Annotated in this window: 15 protein-coding genes; 13 read left to right on the forward strand and 2 right to left on the reverse strand. The window is 63.2% G+C overall.

Annotated elements, in window-relative coordinates:
• Positions 1–6: 6 nt before the first annotated feature.
• The 3 genes from D9V34_RS01900 to D9V34_RS01910 are packed head-to-tail and all read left to right on the forward strand — an operon-like array spanning position 7 to position 3,491.
• The gene (locus D9V34_RS01900; RefSeq protein WP_121687244.1) at positions 7–921 is read left to right on the forward strand and encodes a carbohydrate ABC transporter permease; all 915 of its coding nucleotides are present in this window, start codon (positions 7–9) and stop codon (positions 919–921) included.
• Positions 921–1,781, forward strand: a complete 861-nt coding sequence (locus D9V34_RS01905; protein WP_121687245.1) for a carbohydrate ABC transporter permease — start codon at positions 921–923, stop codon at positions 1,779–1,781. Before D9V34_RS01900 ends, D9V34_RS01905 begins: the two co-directional genes overlap by 1 nt.
• 21 nt (positions 1,782–1,802) lie before the next feature.
• On the forward strand, positions 1,803–3,491 hold the full coding sequence (locus tag D9V34_RS01910; protein WP_121687246.1) for a glycoside hydrolase family 13 protein: 1,689 nt from the start codon (positions 1,803–1,805) through the stop codon (positions 3,489–3,491).
• Between the two features lie 102 nt (positions 3,492–3,593).
• Here D9V34_RS01910 and D9V34_RS01915 read toward each other — a convergent pair whose 3' ends face one another.
• Complete coding sequence (locus D9V34_RS01915; RefSeq protein ID WP_121687247.1) at positions 3,594–7,313, reverse strand: hypothetical protein; 3,720 nt, start codon at positions 7,311–7,313, stop codon at positions 3,594–3,596.
• A gap of 252 nt (positions 7,314–7,565) precedes the next feature.
• Between D9V34_RS01915 and D9V34_RS01920 the strand changes: the two genes are divergently transcribed.
• From D9V34_RS01920 to D9V34_RS01950, 7 genes are all read left to right on the forward strand, one after another.
• Positions 7,566–8,588 (forward strand): LacI family DNA-binding transcriptional regulator, encoded by a 1,023-nt coding sequence (locus D9V34_RS01920; protein WP_121687248.1) that lies wholly within the window; start codon positions 7,566–7,568, stop codon positions 8,586–8,588.
• A 105-nt stretch (positions 8,589–8,693) separates the two neighbouring features.
• Positions 8,694–10,028: an ABC transporter substrate-binding protein gene (locus D9V34_RS01925; RefSeq protein WP_121687249.1), complete on the forward strand. Its 1,335-nt coding sequence runs from the start codon at positions 8,694–8,696 to the stop codon at positions 10,026–10,028.
• 101 nt (positions 10,029–10,129) lie between these two features.
• On the forward strand, positions 10,130–11,041 hold the full coding sequence (locus tag D9V34_RS01930) for a carbohydrate ABC transporter permease (RefSeq protein WP_121687250.1): 912 nt from the start codon (positions 10,130–10,132) through the stop codon (positions 11,039–11,041).
• Positions 11,038–11,907 carry a carbohydrate ABC transporter permease gene (locus tag D9V34_RS01935; RefSeq protein WP_121687251.1) on the forward strand — a complete coding sequence of 290 codons (870 nt, stop codon included), beginning with the start codon at positions 11,038–11,040 and terminating at the stop codon, positions 11,905–11,907. The genes D9V34_RS01930 and D9V34_RS01935 overlap by 4 nt, the downstream gene beginning before the upstream one ends.
• 44 nt (positions 11,908–11,951) lie before the next feature.
• Positions 11,952–13,040: a glycoside hydrolase family 130 protein gene (locus D9V34_RS01940; protein WP_121687252.1), complete on the forward strand. Its 1,089-nt coding sequence runs from the start codon at positions 11,952–11,954 to the stop codon at positions 13,038–13,040.
• Positions 13,041–13,090: 50 nt separating this feature from the next.
• Complete coding sequence (locus D9V34_RS01945; protein ID WP_245991816.1) at positions 13,091–13,873, forward strand: HAD-IIB family hydrolase; 783 nt, start codon at positions 13,091–13,093, stop codon at positions 13,871–13,873.
• A gap of 143 nt (positions 13,874–14,016) precedes the next feature.
• On the forward strand, positions 14,017–14,658 hold the full coding sequence (locus D9V34_RS01950) for an MBL fold metallo-hydrolase (protein ID WP_121687254.1): 642 nt from the start codon (positions 14,017–14,019) through the stop codon (positions 14,656–14,658).
• A 73-nt stretch (positions 14,659–14,731) separates the two neighbouring features.
• On the opposite strand, the gene D9V34_RS01955 is transcribed toward D9V34_RS01950, so the two are convergent.
• The gene (locus D9V34_RS01955; RefSeq protein WP_121687255.1) at positions 14,732–15,079 is read right to left on the reverse strand and encodes a Rossmann-fold NAD(P)-binding domain-containing protein; all 348 of its coding nucleotides are present in this window, start codon (positions 15,077–15,079) and stop codon (positions 14,732–14,734) included.
• Between the two features lie 95 nt (positions 15,080–15,174).
• On the opposite strand from D9V34_RS01955, the gene D9V34_RS18285 reads away from it, so the two are divergent.
• Genes D9V34_RS18285 through D9V34_RS01965 form a run of 3 tightly spaced genes read left to right on the forward strand, consistent with a single transcriptional unit; the run spans position 15,175 to position 17,637 of the window.
• Positions 15,175–15,522: an MmyB family transcriptional regulator gene (locus D9V34_RS18285; protein ID WP_183091796.1), complete on the forward strand. Its 348-nt coding sequence runs from the start codon at positions 15,175–15,177 to the stop codon at positions 15,520–15,522.
• A gap of 50 nt (positions 15,523–15,572) precedes the next feature.
• A complete protein-coding gene (locus tag D9V34_RS01960; RefSeq protein WP_121687256.1) occupies positions 15,573–15,890 on the forward strand; it encodes a nucleotide pyrophosphohydrolase in 318 nt (105 codons plus the stop codon).
• Positions 15,877–17,637, forward strand: a complete 1,761-nt coding sequence (locus D9V34_RS01965) for a DUF2075 domain-containing protein (RefSeq protein WP_121687257.1) — start codon at positions 15,877–15,879, stop codon at positions 17,635–17,637. The genes D9V34_RS01960 and D9V34_RS01965 overlap by 14 nt, the downstream gene beginning before the upstream one ends.
• Positions 17,638–17,657 lie beyond the last annotated feature (20 nt).

Here is a 17,657-nt window from a genome sequence, read left to right on the forward strand (position 1 = left end):
GACATCATGGCAACAACGACGTTGATCACTACCGGTACTCCGGTGCCCCGGCCCCCGCGCTCGCGCCGTCGGGTCGAGGGCGTTTACTATCTGTTCCTGGTTCCCACGCTCGTCCTCTTCAGCCTGGCGATCACCCTCCCGGCGATCATCGGCATCGTCTCCAGCTTCACCAACTCGATTGGGTTTGGTGACTGGAAATTCATCGGCTTCACCAACTATGTGGCCGCCTTCGGTGACCCGGCGATCCTGCAGAGCTACCTCTTCACCTTCGGCTTTGCGCTGGTCACCGTGGTCCTGGTCAACGCGCTGGCCTTCCTGCTCGCCGTGGGACTGACCGGCAAGATCCGACTGAAGACGACGCTGCGCACGGTGTTTGTGGTGCCGATGGTCATCTCGGGCATCATCATCGCGTTTGTGTTCAACTTCCTGTTCTCCAACGCGCTGCCCGCGCTGGGGTCGGCGTTGGGCATCGACGTGCTCTCCACGAGCCTGCTCGCCAACCCCGATCTCGCCTGGATCGCCATCGTGATCGTCACCGCCTGGCAGGCGATCCCCGGCACCCTGCTGATCTACATCGCCGGGCTGCTGGCCATCCCCACCGAGGTCTATGAGGCCGCGGACCTCGACGGTGCCAGCCGCTGGCAGCAGCTGCGGCGGATCACCCTGCCGCTGGTGGCCGGGTACGTGGTCATCAACGTGATCCTCGGCTTCAAGAACTTCCTCAACGCCTACGACATCATCTTCGGTCTGACCGGCGGCGGCCCCGGCACCTCGACCCGCTCGATCGCGATGACCATTGTCACCGGCTTCACCGGCGGCGACTACGCCTACCAGATGGCCAACGCGACGATCTTCTTTGTCATCGTCATCCTCATTTCGCTGATCCAACTGCGGATCACCCGGGGAAGGAACACCTTCTAATGACCACCCTGACCCCGCGTCGATCCGGCAGGATCGGCACCGAACGCCCGCGCTGGTCCACCACGATCATCCTGCTGCTGTGTGCGGTGACCGTGATCATCCCGCTCTACGTCACCATCGTCACCGCCTTCAAAACCACCAGCCAGGCGGTGGATGGCAACGTGTTCTCGCTGCCGGCACCGTGGAGCGTGGACGGATTTGTTCAGGCGTGGAACCTCACCAACGTGCCTCAGGCGTTTGCCGTCTCGGTATTTGTGACCGCGCTCACCGTGACCGGAACGATCCTGCTGGCGGCGTTTGCCTCCTTCGCGATCGCCCGCAACTGGGACCGGAAGTTCTTCCGCTGGTCCTTCTTCTACCTGCTGGCGGCGATGTTCCTGCCCTTCCCGGTGCTCGCGCTGCCGCAGATCCAGCTGACCGGATTTGCCGGACTGGATAACCCTGTCGGCGTCGCGATCCTGCACATCATGTTCCAGCTGAGCTTCAGCGTGCTGCTGTTCACCGCGTTTCTGCGCTCGATTCCGATTGAACTCGAGGAGAGCGCCCGGATCGACGGCGCCTCCACCTCCCAGGTGTTCTGGAAGCTGATCTTCCCGCTGCTAGCCCCGATGAGCGCAACCGTGGGCATCTTCGCGTTCCTCGCCTCGTGGAATGACTTCATGATGCCCTCGCTGATCACCTCGGATCCGGCGATGCAGACGCTCCCGGTGGTCCAGTCGATCTTCCAAACCCAGTTCAGCAACAACTACAACGTGTCCTTTGCCTCCTACCTGATGGCCATGGCCCCGGCGATCATCGTCTACCTCTTCACCCAGCGCTGGGTGATGGCGGGCGTGACCCAGGGCGCGGTCAAGGGCTAACCGTTCAACCGAAAGGAAACCGTGTCTACTCCGACCGAAACCGTATTTGACCGCACCGGCGAGGCCGCACCGTGGTGGCGTCAGGCCGCGGTGTACCAGATCTATCCGCGCAGCTTCGCCGATTCCAACGGCGATGGACTCGGGGACATCCCCGGGATCACCTCGCGCGCCGACTATCTGGCCGAGCTCGGGATCGACGCCGTGTGGCTGAGCCCCTTCTACCCCTCGGCTCTTGCCGACGGAGGCTACGACGTGGCCGACTACCGCAACGTGGATCCGCGCCTGGGCACCCTCGACGACTTCGACGCGATGGTCTCGGCCCTGCACGCACGCGGCATCCACGTGGTGGTGGACATCGTCCCCAACCACACCTCCGACCAGCACGTCTGGTTCCAGGAGGCGCTCGCGGCCGGACGCGGATCCGCCGCCCGCGAGCGCTATATCTTCCGCGAGGGCACCGGCGAGAATGGCGACCAGCCGCCCGCGGACTGGGTGTCGGTCTTCGGTGGTCCCTCCTGGGAGCGCGTCGCGGACGGTCAGTGGTACTTCCACCACTTCGCCACCGAGCAGCCCGACCTTAACTGGCGTCACCCCGAGGTGCGCGCGGACTTTGTGAAGACCCTGCGATTCTGGTCGGACCGGGGTGTGGACGGCTTCCGGATCGACGTCGCCCACATGCTCACCAAGGATCTCTCCGACCCGCTGCCCAGCCAGGCCGAGCTCGACGCGCTGCCCCAGGATGGTAACCACCCGATCATCGACCGTGACGACGTGCACGAGGTCTATGCCGAATGGCGCGAGGTGTTCAACTCGTATGATCCGCCGCGCACCGCGGTGGCCGAGGCCTGGGTGCACCCCTCGCGGGTGCCGCTGTACGCGAGCCCGAAGTCCCTCGGTCAGGCGTTCAACTTCGATCTGCTGGAGGCCGACTTCGACGCCGAGGAGTTCCGTCGGATCGTGACCGACAACCTGGCCATTTCGGCCACGTCGGGATCCTCGACCACCTGGGTGTTCTCCAACCACGACGTGGTGCGTCATGCCACCCGCTACGGGCTGCCCCGTACCGAGCGTGGTGCGGATGGACGACCGCTGCACAAGCACGGATCGCAGTGGCTGCTCAGCGGCGGCACCGACCCGGTGGTCGACACCGCGGGTGGGCTGCGGCGAGCGCGCGCGGCGAGCCTCTTCCTGCTGGCGCTGCCCGGGTCCGCCTACATGTATCAGGGTGAGGAGCTGGGGCTGCCCGAGGTTGCGGACATTCCGGCCGCCGATCGTCAGGACCCCACCTTCTTCCGCACCCAGGGGGCCGAGATTGGGCGCGACGGCTGCCGGGTTCCGCTGCCCTGGACCGAGTCCGGGCCGTCGTTCGGGTTCGGGGAGGCCGGCGCACACCTGCCCCAGCCCGCGTGGTTTGGCGAGTATGCGGTCTCCCGCGAGTCCGCCGATCCGCACTCGACCCTGAGCCTGTACCGCCGCGCCCTGGCCCTGCGTCACGAGCTACAGACCGCGGAGGAACTGGAGTGGTTGGAGACCGGACGCGCAGATGTACTGGAATTTGTGCGTCCCAACGGCTGGCGCGTGATCACCAACTTCGGTACCGAGCCCTACCCACTGGGACCGGACACGGTCGTCCTGACGAGCTCGGACCCGGTGGATACCGCCCTGACCGAGGTGCCCGCCGAGACGACCGTGTGGATCGCCGCCCGCTAGTACCCCACGCAAAAACCCGCGGTGTCGCGTTCGAGACACCGCGGGTTTTATGTGTGAGACCGGTGCCGGTGCGGTGCCCGTGCACCACACCGGCATCGGTCCCTAGGCGCTGCGACGACGGCGCAGCACGCCGATCCCCAAGAGGAGCAGCAGGACCGCGAGGCCGCCGGCGATGAGCGGGTTCACACCGGTGTGCGCGAGTCCACCGCCGGCACCGTGCTGGCCGGCCCCCTGCGCGCCGACCCCCTGCGCGCCGTTCGTCGGTGAGGCGGAGACGCCCGACCCGGCGGTCGCGCTCGGCTCGGCGGAGGTGGTTGGCCCCGAGGGTGTGCTGGGTTCCCCGGAGGGGCTCGGGCTCGCCGTGTTTCCCGGTCCCTCGGCCACCACCAGGTCGGCCCGTGCCTCGAGTGTGCCATCGGAAACCACCAGCATGTGCGCCCCCGCGGGAGTATCCCCGGGGATCGTCACCGTGGTGTCAAAGGCACCCGCCTCGTCGGCGGTGACCGTCCCGACCTCAACCGGATCCGAGTGCAGCGTCAGAGTAAGCGCGGCACCGGCACCGAATCCCGCACCGCTTACGGCGATTTTCGCGCCGGGCACGATTCGGTCTGCCCGAATGGTGACGCTGGGCGTCCCGGGCGCTATGGAACACGTGGCCAGCCCCACCGTCTTCCCGGTGGGGGCCGGAATCACCGGGCAGATGCTCGGGTCCGCAACCGCCGGGCCGGACACGTGAATGTCCTCTCCAACGATAGCCGCGTCAAATCGCTTGCCCATCCAGCTCACCCCCGAGACGCCACCGGCACTGTGTCCCAGTCGCACAAACGAGGGATCTCCCAGATCGGTGCGCACACCATTGGCGAGGAACACGTTGTCGATCAGGTTGGAGATGCCAAACAGGGAGGGTCGCACGCCGCGCGCACCCACCGGCTTACCGATTGCGCCGGTTTCATAGTAAACCTCGGCAAACAGTCCCGAGCTGGTCATATCGCGAGTCAGCGAGTGGATGATCACCTCGGCCTCGTCCGCCTCCCGCGGCGCTCCCCCATCCAGCAGGCCGTAAACCATCAGCTGGGCATCCGGAGCCTTGATGGCAAACTTACCCAGTCCCGCCAGCTGCTTATTCTCGCTGAAGTCATCCTCGAAGCGTTCGCGAACCTTGGCCCGATACTCGGGGGCGAGGTCCTCCATCACCAGCGCGGTGGTGGTGTAGAACGACCATCCCGGATCCACCCACTGTCCGTGTTCGTTGCGGTACGGTCCGCCCTCGCCCTGGTCCGCCTGCGGAGGTCCGGATCGGGTGGGGTCGAGATAAACCTTCTGCACGGTGGCCCAGGTCTTGCCGTTTTTATCGGCCGTGGTGGGGAAGAACCACTCCTCATAGTTGCGGGTGAGTTCAGGCCGCCATGCGTTCCACGTGTCGGCATCGGCCGTGTGACCAAGCTCGGTGGCGATCTGCGCGGCAAAGCGCAGGTCGAAGATGAGCGAGGCCACAAACTCGCTGTCGCGCTCGTCCAGATAGTTGTGTCCGTGCAGCACCCAGCGCATGTTGTTTTTCTCCCAGGCCAGGTGGATCTTCAGCGCCTGATAGATGCTCTCAAGCTTGTCTCTGTCGCCGGTGGCCTGGTAGAGGATCCAGGCCGTCTGCGCCTTGCGCGAGGGCAGGGATTCACCGCCCAGCTCACCGTACTCGTAGGCGTCGGGAGCAACCTGGTCATTGACCAGTGCCATCATTCCTTGGAAGGAGGCCCAGGCGTTTTCGGGATCGGTCTGCACCAGCTGCTGCATGCCCAGCAGCGAATCCCAGCTCGCCACGTTGCGGGTGCCCGGGGTTCCGTTCATCCACATCGAGGGTTTGCCGGTGCCCAGCTGAGCGAAGTTGTTGCCGGTTTCGGGGGTTGCCGGCAGCACATTCATCTCCAGGCCGGCCCACGCCTGCAGGTAGAAGTGACGCACCTGCTCGGGCGTGATTCCGCCGGGGGCCACGCGTTCGATTCCAAAGTTGCCCACCATCGGGACGCGGGCCAGATAGTCATTCCAGAACGCCGTCCAGTGGGAGTGGGCCGATTCGACGGTGTTGCCGGTGATTGCGGCCACCGCGGCGGCGGAAGCCACTGCCGGTGCCGGGTGCTGTGCATCGCGGATCGCCCAGCTGGCACCGATCGAGTAGCTGCCCGACTCGGGCAGGGTCGCACCCCAGTAGCGTGAACCCGCATCGGGGGTTTCGGTGCCCTGGCGGCCAAAACGCAGGGCCGATTCGGACTCGAAGAACCGAACCTCCGCGGCGGCGGGGAAGACGATGGCGACGCTCGCGTCCTTACCCTCCACGCTCAGCACTCGGCGACTGGCATCGTAGACTCCGGTACCCGAGATGGCCCCGGCAACCACCGGCTGCGCCCCGGGGACGCTGCCGGTGACGGTCCGGGTGAACGCGTCGATACTGGCGGAGTCAAAGCGGTCACGGGTGCGAATTTCGCCGCCGAAACCGGTGTATTTCGCCGCATATCCGAGCTCGGTTGGGTCCCAGGATGGGTTCGCGCTGCGTGCGGTCTTGAGGAGTGCCGAGCCCGGGTGGATGCTCAGCCGTTCAAACGTGGTGTGGGTGCCGGCTGTGCCGCGACCCACCTGGAAGAGCTTGACGTAGAAATCGGTGTTTCCGCTCCAGCCGGTAACCCCGGCCAGGTCATATGACAGCTCGCCGGAGGCGGTGGAATCGGGCTGGAGGGTGATGTCGTCTCCGGTGAGGGAACGGTTCACCTTGAGAGCCCAGGCACCGGAATCGGCGGCAACCCTGAGGGTGAGAATCGGGTTCTCGGTGACGTTGATCGACACCGATCGGGCACGATACCCCCAGTCTTTCCCGGGCAGGGTCAGGGTGGCCCCGCGCGCCCCGGCGCTCAGCGTGGTGCTCGCGCTGCTGTGTGACCAGGCAGCCACCGACCCGGCATCAAACGGGTCAGTGAGACCGCCGGGCTCTCCGGGGGTTGAACCGGCCTCGGTCACGATCTCGGCCGCGCTAAACACCGTGGTCGCCGGGGCACCGGGGCCACCGACGGCAAAGAACTTGAGGGTAAAGGTGGTTACTCCACGCCAGCCGGTTGCGGTGGTCAGATCGAAGCTCTGGGTCCCCGGAGTCGTGATGTCATCGGCGTGCAGTTTGATATCGTCCCCGCCGGGTGCGGCGACCTTCACCGCCCACTTTCCTCCGGTCTCGGGCACGCTCACGGTGAGGTGTGACTGCTCACGCAGATCAATCGTCACGCGCTGTTCCAGGTCGCCCCAGTAGTCACCGCTGGCCGCGGTGGTGAGTGCAACCGCGCCACCAGGACGATCCTCGGCGGTGAGTCGTTTGAGGACCCAGGGGCCGGCGGGAGCCGTCACGCTGGAAAAGTCGGCGTGATATCCGGTGGGGATCTCGGGTTCGGTGCCCGGCTCGGGCTGGGCGTCCGGCCCGGGCTTGAGGAACGTCTGCATCAGCCGGTCCGAGCGCACCGCGGTGTCGTGGGCGTAGAACCCGGTGGAGAGCGGGAGGTCCACGCCGGAGTTTTGTTCCAGCTCGCTGCCGTTGCCGTCGAAGTTGTAGGGGTTCAAAACCACCCGGGACTGGGGAACCGAGAGCCAGCGCTGCTGGGTGGGTGAGCTATCGGCCAGCTCATCGAGGGTGGGTGCGGCAACCGGCGAGGTTCCGGGAACCGCCGCAGCGACGGGACCGGTCGGCGGACCGGGGACTGCGACGGCGGGTATGCCGGGCAGTGCGAGGGCGCTGGCGACCAGGGTCAGGCCGAGGGTGGCCGCCCCCAATCGCACGGGGATGCTCTTCATTGGGCTCCTTCACGGGCACGACGCTACGGTGCGCCGGCCGGGTCGATTCGTGGTTCGGATACTGCGACACGCGATCACGCGCATCACCGAAACGTTTCGGTAAACGGACGATAGCAGGACGATCGACCGGAAACAAGGAATTTGCCCGACTTCCCTCCCGGAGACCACGATCTCCCCCGACGGGGCCTCACAATGGTTTAGAGTCAAAACCGTCGGCATCACGGCGGATGCGCGATACGAAGGAGGACTCGGATGACGCGTCGGGTCACGATCAACGATGTGGCCGCCCAGGCAGGAGTCGCGATCAGCTCGGTTTCCAGCGCGCTCAATGGCCGCCCCGGAGTCTCCGATGCCACGCGCGAGAAGATCCTTGCGGCGGCCGATGATCTGGGCTTTGTCCCCTCGGTACGCGGACGCAGTCTTGCCGGAAAAAAGACGTTCTCGGTCGGCCTAGTGGTCCACCGCGACCCCGACGTCCTGGAGCTCGATCCGTTCTTCGGCGGGTTCATTGGCGGCATCGAGTCCTATATCGACGCGCGCGGTTTCGCACTCGTACTGCAGACCAGTCCGGGGGCCAACGAGGTTCTCGAACGCTATCGTCGGCTGGCGGCCGGCCGCCGCGTGGATGGGGTATTCCTCAACGAACTCGAGGTGGATGATGCCCGCGTCCCCGCGGTCCAGGACCTCGGCCTACCCGCCGTGAGCATTGGTGCCGATGAGGATTTCCCGCTCCCCAGCGTGCGCCAGGATCACCGCCCCGGCATCGACGCTCTGGTTGAACACCTCGCCCGGTTGGGGCACACCCACTTTGCCTTCGTGGGGGGCCCGCCGCGTTTTGTGCACTCCCGCCAGCGCGAACGAGCCTGGCGAGACAGTCTGGGTGCACGAGGCATCGAGGCCGGTCCGGTCGCCGACGGAGGTTTCACCTACGAGGGCGGTATCGAGGCCGCCAAGATCCTACTGGCCAACCGCGTGCGCCCCACCGCGGTGGTCTGCGCAAACGACCTCAGCGCGATGGGATTCATCGCCCAGGCTCAGCACCTGGGCTTCGATGTCCCCGGAGATCTTTCGGTGGCCGGCTATGACGGAATCCAGCTGGGGGCCTATCTTCGCCCGACGCTGACCACGATTCAAACCTCACCCAACCAGATTGGTTTTGAAGCGGCCCGCCTTCTCCTGCAGGCGATAGATGGCGAACCCACCGTCGATGTGAACGTTCCCGCAGCCGAACTGGTGATCCGGAATTCCACCGGCCCGGTTCCCACCTCCGCCTAATTTCCTCCTTGCGCCGCCCGGCCCGGGCATGCTAAACCTTGTTTACCGAAACGTTTCGGTTAGGTTCCTTGCCCTGAGGGGCGCAATCACAAGGAGTATCACATCATGGCAACAAGGAAGTTGCGGGCCTCCACACCCATCCGCCGCACCCTGATGGGTGTCTCCGTCCTGGCTACCGCCGCCCTACTGGCGGCATGCTCGGGCGGCGCATCCCCCACCTCATCCGACGGAAAACCCGCCGGTGACCTGCAGATCCTCGTCTCCAGCGCCGATGCCTCGGACGCCGCGTTCAAGGCGATCAATGCGGGGTTTGAAAAGAAATATCCCGACGTCAAACTCACCTTCTCCTCGGTTTCCAACGACAACTATCCGGCAACCAAGTCGTCCCGACTCACCGCCGGAAACGTGGACATCGTGGTGGTCAAGAGCTTCAACGAGGTCCCCGAGTTCGCCAAGGAATCCACCTCGGATGACGTCCTGCTGGCACGCGCGGGTGGACTGCTGGAGCTCGGTAACGAAAAGTTCATGTCGAATTACACCCCCAGCGTGCTCGACGCGCAGCAGGTGGACGGCAAGCAGTTCGCGGTCCCCACGGGCCTCAGCTATTCCACCGGCGTGTACTACAACAAGGCCGAGTTCGACAAGCTGGGACTCACGGTCCCCACGACCTGGAGTGAATTCGAAAACGTCATCTCCACCATCAAGGGTGCCGGGGATGTTCCCTTCGGCATCGGTGGCAAGGACACCTGGCCCGCAGGGCTCGCGATGCTGGGTGCCGTGGCCGGCCAGTATCCCACCGTCGAGGCCAAGCAGAAACTGGTCGAGGGCCTGTGGAAAAACACCACCTCCCTCACCGATGCGGGCCCGCAGGGTGTACTCAACAAGACCGAAACCGTGTTCCAGAACGCCCAGCCCAACTTCGCCGGCACCGGCTACGACGAGATTCCCGCAGCCTTCGCCGCCGGGAAATTCGCGATGACCATCGATGGAACCTGGAACGAACCGACCATCTCGCAGGCCGTGGGTGGTGCCTTCGACATCGGCTATTTCCCCTTCCCCGGATCGGACAACGCCGCCGATAACGCGGCACTGAACGGCAAGATCGAGCTTCAGCTCGCGGTCGCCGCCAACACCAAGAACAAGACCGCAGCCCTGGCCTGGCTGGAATACTTCTCGGAGAAGGACAACTACACCACCTTCGTGGAAAAGTCCGGCTTCTCCCCCACTCAGCAGGACATCACCGCGACCCCGTTCCTCGACTCGATCGCGCAGTACACCACCACCTTCCAGCCGGCGTGGGACACCCTGTGGGTGGCCAACAACAAGGCCGGTCAGGACGCCGTGTACCCGTTCAACTACCCGGCGCTCACCCCGCTGGGATCCAGCGACGCCACCAAGGCGGCGCAGTCGGCACAGGCAGCCTGGAAGGCCGCTTTCTAACCGCTGGTTTTCAGGCCCACGACCGTTAGTCGCTGAGCCAGATCGCTCGTGGGAGGCCCCGCCCCGTTCGGGGCCTCCCACCCAGATCCAAGGACGTATCCGTGTCTCAATCCTTCCCATTTCCCCGCCGTGGCCCGGTTCGGCTCACCTTCGGCATCGGGCTCGTGGTGCTTGCACTGTTCGGGCTGGTTCCCGCGGTGGGAGTGCTCGTGGTGTCCTTCACCGACCTGCGCGGGCTCCCCTACCTGCCCGTCAACTGGGTGGGCATCCAGAACTACCTCGACTTCTTCTCCCCCGCCAAGTGGAGCGACAGCGCCAACGCGCTGACAAACACCATCGTGTTTGCGTTCTTCAGCACCGTCTTCCAGATCGCCCTCGCCCTGGGCATCGCGATCCTGTTGAACAAGCCTCTACGCGGACGCAACTTCTACCGGGCCGTGGTGTTTATGCCCACGGTGCTGGGTGTGACGGTGACCGGTCTGGTTTTCTCGCTGCTGTTCAACGTCAGCGGCGGACCGGCCACCTCGGTGCTTTCCTGGTTCGGCGGCGAATCGGCGTTCTTCGGCGATCCCAAGATCGCCCTGGCCCTGGTCATCGTGGCCCAGATCTGGATGGTCCTCGGCGTCTCGGTGGTCATCTTCCTCTCGGGGCTGCAGGCCATTCCTGAGGAGCTCCACGAGGCCGCGAGCATCGACGGCGCCACCGGGTGGCAGCGCTTCCGGTTCCTCACCATCCCGATGCTGGCCCCCTCGATCACCGCCAACGTCCTGCTCGGGATCGTCAACGCCCTCCAGAGCTACCAGCTCACCTATGTCCTGACCGGACCCAACAACCATTCCACCCAGGTCCTCTCACTGCTCGTCTACGTGCAGGGCTTCGGTGGCAAATCTGGAACCACCCTCTCGCAGTCCCAGGGGTACGCCGCATCGATCTCGATGGTGCAGTTTGTCCTGGTGGGTGCGGTGAGCCTGATCGCGCTGTGGTTCCTGCGCCGACGAGAGGCCAAACTGTGAGCGCCCCAACCCTGACCCGCCGCGAAGCCGCGGCCACCGTTCCGCCGGCCCCGCGACGGCGCAGAAAGCTCCGCATCGGTGCCTATCTCTGTATCGCGCTGATCCTGCTGGTGTTCCTGTTCCCGCTGGCCTACCTGCTGAACACCGCGCTGAAATCCAACGCCGAATTCATCGCCGACCCGGTCGGCATCGTCCGCGATCCCCAGTGGGGCAACTTCCTCGACGCCTGGAACCAGGGCAACTTCGGCTCCTACATCCTCAACAGTGTGCTCTACACCGGCGTGGGTGCCGCCATTGGCACCTTCATCGCACTGGTGATGGCATTCCCCGTGTCCCGCGGCTACATTCGCGGGGGCAAGTGGTGGTCGATTCTCTTTGTGCTGGTGCTGTTCCTCCCCAACGCCCTGATCACCCAGTTCCAGCTGCTGTATCGCCTCGGTCTCTATGACAACCGGCTCGGATACGTGCTGATGGTGGGTGTGGGGGTCGGCATCGGCCCACTGCTGTTCAGCGGATTTGTGAAGTCAATCCCCACCGAATTGGACGAGGCCGCGGCCCTGGACGGGGTTGGCTACTGGCGCTATCTGTTCAGTTTTGTATTCCCCTTGGCCAAGCCCGCGCTGGCCACGATCTTTATCCTGCAGGCCGTGTGGATCTGGAACGAGATCATCCTCGCGACCGTACTGCTCGCCGATCCCAGTAAGTTCCCGGTCACCGTGGGCCTCTACGCATTCAAGGGCACCTACTCGAACCAGTGGCCATTACTCGCGGCGGCCACCTTCATCGTGGCTGCCCCCCTCATCGTCGGTTACATCTTCATTCAGCGTTACCTGGTGAGCGGCGTCCTCGGCGCCGTCAAGGGTTAGCCACAGTTCCTGCGCCCGCGGGCGCACTCTCAGAAAGTTCTCGCATGACTATTTCACGCTCCAACGCGCCCGAAATCCCCTACGTCCTTGACCGTATCGGCGTCCTGATGCGGCCCGAACCCGGGAATCCCCTGGAGGTCGAAGGCGTCCTGAATCCCGCAACTGCCTGGGGTACCGATGGGGAGCTGTACCTGTTCCCCCGCCTGGTCTCCGCGGGGAACGTCTCCCGCGTGGGCCGCGCCCGTATCGTCCTTGATGAGGGTGGTGCCCCGGTCGGTGTGGAACGACTGACCCCCGTGCTAGAGGCCGACCGTGGCTGGGAACACGGTAGTAACCACGGCGGAGTGGAGGATCCTCGGATCACCCATATCCCGCAGATCAACACCCACGTGATGACCTACGTGGCGTTTGGCCCGACCGGCCCTCGCCCGGCCCTCGCCGTGTCCGCAGACGGCGAGCGCTGGACCCGTCTGGGCCCGATCCTCTTCGCCTATGAGGACAACCTGGATACCGATCTCAATCTGTTCCCCAATAAGGACGTGGTGTTTTTCCCCGAGGTGGTCCCCGACCCTCACGGGGTTCCGAGCATCGCGATGCTGCACCGTCCGATGTGGGACTTCAGCTTCGTCCGCCCCGATGAGGCCCCGCCGCTGCCGGCGGGAACCACCGATGATCGAGCAAGCGTCTGGATCTCCTACGTCCCGCTGGCCGACGTCGAGCGGGATATCCGTGCCCTCACCCGTCCCGGCGGGCACCGGTTTGTTGCGGGCTCGGAGTTTGATTGGGAAGCCCTGAAGATCGGTGCGGGCCCGGCACCGCTGCGCGTCCCCGAGGGCTGGCTGGTACTGCACCACGGGGTGACGGGCACCGTGGTGGGCGGCGCCTTTGTCCCGCAGGACAACGTGCACTACGTCGCGGGAGCACTGCTGCTGGATGACAAGGACCCCTCGCGCCTTCTCTCCCGGACCGCAGAACCGCTGCTGGTGCCCGAAACCGCCGAGGAAACCTCGGGCACGGTAGCCAACGTGGTTTTCCCCACGGCAATCGAGAAGATCGGTGAGCGCACCTTTGTGTTCTACGGAATGGCCGATTCGATGATCGGTGTCGCGGAACTGCGCCGCACCACGGCATGAGCACGGACATCAGCACGGCGACTCGTGCTACCGTTTCTCAGGTGAGTGCCGTGACCGATTCCGCACACGCCGAGCTCCCCACCGAGCTCCCCGTGCTGCTGGCCTTTGACCTTGATGACACCCTGGCGCCGTCCAAGACGCGCCTGCCCGATGAGATGGCCCAGGTGTTTGCGCAGCTGTTGCCGCGCACCCAGCTCGCGGTGATCTCCGGCGGCCAGATCGGACAGTTCCGCTCGCAGGTCATCGAGGCGTTGGAAACCGCCGGGGCAACCCACCTGGAAAACCTGCACCTGATGCCCACCTGCGGCACCCAGTACTTCCGCTTTGTCGACGGTGCCTGGGAGCGTCGCTACGTTGAGTCGCTGAGCGACGATGAGAAAGCCCGCGCACTGCGTGCGGTTGAGGACTCCGCACGCGAGCTGGGCCTGTGGTCCGAGGAGACCTGGGGCAATGTGCTCGAGGATCGCGAATCGCAGATCACCTTCTCGGCCCTGGGCCAGGAGGCACCCGTGGACGCCAAGTACGGCTGGGACCCGACCGGAGAGAAGAAGGAAGCGCTGCGGGCCCGCGTGGCCGAGTTGATCCCGGACCTCGAGGTACGTGCCGGTGGATCAACCTCGGTGGATATCACCCGTCGCGGTCGAGACAAGGCCTACGGTGTGAACCGTCTGCTTGAGGCCACCGGCCTGGAGCTTTCGGACATGCTCTTCTATGGGGATCAGCTCCAGCCCGGCGGCAATGACCACGCGGTGGCCGCGATGGGTGCCCGCACGGTCGAGGTGACCGGCTGGCCGGACACCCTCGCCCGTCTGCAGGCGCTGCTGGCAAACTAACGCTATTTCTCACAGCGGCCGGGTCCTTCGGGGCCCGGCCGCTGTGCGTTCACGAGCCGACACACGCATGTGGATAACACCTGCGGCTAAGGTTCAGATTCCTCCGCTATCGTTTCGTCGACAAGTGAATGAGAGGGATCCCAATGGAACTCACCAAATACGCCCACGCAACCGTGACCCTGACCAAGGACGGACACGAGCTGCTGATTGACCCGGGCACGTTCACGACCAACACCGAGGAGCTCCTGGCCGGAGCCGATGCGGTGCTGATCACGCACGAGCACGGTGATCATTTTGACCGAGACAAGATTCTGGCAGCCCTGGAAACTCGGCCCGACCTGCCGATCTACGCTCCCGCGTCGGTGACCGCGCAGCTGCCGGCCGACCGGGCAAACATCCACACCGTCTCCGCCGGGTTCAGCGACACCGTCGCTGGCTTTGGTTTTGAGGTTTTTGGTGAGGACCACGCCCTCATTCACCAGACCATTCCGCTGGTTGCCAACGTGGGATATCTGGTGGACGGTAAGGTTTTCCACCCGGGCGATGCCTACCTCGAACCCGGAGTGCCCGTCGACACCCTGCTGGTGCCCACCAGCGGCCCGTGGGGCAAGCTCGGCGAAGCCATCGACTACGTCCGGGCGGTGGCACCGCGCCAGAGCGTGCAGATCCACGACCTGCTGCTCAGCGAACCGGGCCGCCAGATGAGCGGACGCATGCTCGGCGATGAGAACCTGACCGGAACCCCGATCTCAACCCTCGCCGATGGCGAGACGCTCGAGGTCTAAGCCTCACGCAGGTTTATGAGCCGCCGGGACGATCCTCGATCCTCCCGGCGGCTCAGATATTTAACGCCGGTGTTCAAGCCGAGTAATCGGTGGACCGGGCGGCATCGTGCTGTCGGGAAAGCTCGGTCCGCACGGCATCGAGTTTGGCACTCACGCGCGTCACGGTGTCGCTTCTCAGGAACAAGCGCTCGGGGAAGGCACCGCCCTCGATGGCGTCCACCATCACCGCCGCTCCGCGGATCGGATCGCCCGCCTGATTGTGGTTTGCCTGCGCGGTGATACCCCGCATCTTTCCCGCACTGGTCTGTGCATAGTCGGTTATTTCGGTAGAGGTGTGAAGGCTGCGCGCGTCGAGAAAGTCGGTCCGGAACAGGCCCGGCTCCACCACGCCCGCGGTGATTCCCAGCGGGGCCAGTTCCACCCTGAGAGAAGGTAGCTCGGGTGCTCAGGCTGGATAATGCTTGAACCCGCGGCACGGGAACTGATGCGGTATTGGGAACTAGTGCCTCCGAGATCGTGGCGGTGCTGAGGCTGAATGCTGGCCGGTTCTCTGAAGACCGTGGGATCTCAGACCTGGTTGGTGAATTCAGCGGCAAAAGTCCTGAGTTCACGGGTTGGTGGGCCAACCAGCGAGTCCGCGCCTATTCTTACGGCAAAAACGTCTCAGGCACGCGGTGGGGACCAGGGCAAGTAAAGTATCTTGAAACTCAGCTAGCCTGCCTAACCGTATCCTTGGGTTCTCGTCCTGAAACTATCGATCTGACACTCGGGCCGGTCTCAGATCTGTCTAAGATTCCTGATCCAATCAGAGTCTTCGTACGGTTCCACCACAGCCGGATTCTGACTTATTCTGCGTCCCAATAGTTTGAGGCACACCTCCTGAATATGCAGGGCTACGCTGCTAGATTGATCGCATGCCAGAATCCCAAGCACTCGACGCCCTTCGACAGTTTGTGCTCGAACGAGATTGGGGCCAGTTTCATTCGCCAAGTAATCTCGCGAAAAGTATCAGCATCGAAGCTGGTGAGCTCCTGGAATGCTTCCAATGGAGCGATTCTCCCACGTCTGAGGTACGAGACGAGCTTGCAGACGTCCTCACCTACTGTTACTTATTGGCTGACAGGTTGGAGCTGGATCCCGAAGAAATTGTGCTGAACAAGCTCGAAAAAACTCGTGAAAAGTACCCGGTAGAAAAAGCGCGTGGGAAAAGTACTAAGTATGACAACCTCTAGCATTATCCGGTTCCGATTCACACCGGACGGAGTGAAGAACTGGGCGTCAGCGGATAAGCGTCATGTTAACTGGCCAATCGTTTATGTCCTCGACAATGGCAGAGATGTATATGTTGGTGAATCCCACAGCGCCGCGAGCCGGATGAGGCAGCATCTTGGCTCGCACGAGAAGCAACAGTTCAAGACGGTACGCACGGTCCTTGATGAGAAGTTCAACAAGTCTGCCTGTTTAGACTTGGAATCATTTCTCATCCGGATGTTTTCCGGTGATGGAAAGCTACAGGTACTAAACCGCAACGCGGGGATCATCGACGCGAATTATTTCGATCGTGATACTTATCGCAAGACTTTCCAGGAAATCTTCGACCAGCTCCGCAATGACGAGCATCTCTTCACGCGGACGATCCCGGAGATCATCAACAGCGATCTGTTCAAGCTGTCTCCGTTCAAGGCTCTCAACCACGACCAGGCAACTGCGGTCGAGGATATTCTCGAGGGACTGTTTTCAGACATCGAGCACGGTTCCTCAAGCACTGTCGTCGTTCAGGGCAATCCCGGCACCGGGAAAACGGTTGTCGCGATCTACCTCCTCAAACTCATTGAGGATATCCGCTCGCACCGTGGAGACGAAGGAGCAGACGAAGACTCCCTATTCAGTGACTTCTTCACGCCCGGCCATGCCGAGCTACTTTCCACGTACCGAATCGGAATAGTCGTCCCACAGCAATCTTTGCGTGACTCGCTAAAGCGAGTTTTCACCCTCACTCCCGGTCTCAGTAGGGAAATGGTTCTCACTCCCTTTGAGGTCGGACAGAGTGCAGAGAAATTCGATCTACTCCTTGTAGACGAAGCACACAGGCTCGGTCAGCGGGCGAACCAGGCGTCAGGCCCACTCAACAAGAAGTTCGCTGACATCAATTTGGCACTGTTCGGCACGGACAATCCTGACATCACCCAGTTGGACTGGATCCAGCATCAATGTACCCACACAATTCTGATGCTCGACATTGGACAGAGTGTGCGGCCCGCGGATCTCTCACCCGATACAACACAAAGACTGCTTGATGAAGCTCGTCAACAACACCGTTTCTACCCGCTACGATCACAAATGCGAATTGCTGCAGAACAAGACTACGTCGGCTACATCCGGTCAGTTCTCGGAAATGAAGCCCCAGCAGTTCCTTCAGTTTTCGACGGCTACGATCTTCGGTTCTTCGATGATTTAGCTCAAATGCGGGCCGCAATTCAGGCTCGTGATTCCGAATCTCAGCTTGCGCGGTTGGTCGCGGGATACGCCTGGCCGTGGAAGAGTAAAGCTGACAAGGATGCCTACGATATCAGCATCGATAACGTGCAACTTCGATGGAATTCGACTCAACGAGATTGGATCAATAGTCAGGGCTCCTCGGAGGAAGTCGGATCAATCCACACCGTTCAGGGGTACGATCTGAATTATGCGGCCGTGATAATCGGGCATGATCTCCAATTCGATCCAACGAGCAAACAGATCTTTTTTAGCCGCGAGAACTATTACGACAAAAAAGGGAGAGAGAATAATCCCAAGCGCGGGATTGTCTACTCGGACGAGGACCTTCTCCGATACGTTCAAAACATCTACACTGTCCTCCTTACGCGTGGAATCCGAGGTACCTACGTCTACGTTTGTAATCCCGAGTTGAGACATTACTTGCGTCCGTACTTCAGCAATGGTCAGGTCCACACCGCGGATCGCACGCTATTCGTCTAGCCACACGACGGCGCCCCGCC

It is taken from the genome of Mycetocola lacteus (assembly GCF_003667575.1).
Lineage (GTDB): Bacteria > Actinomycetota > Actinomycetes > Actinomycetales > Microbacteriaceae > Mycetocola > Mycetocola lacteus.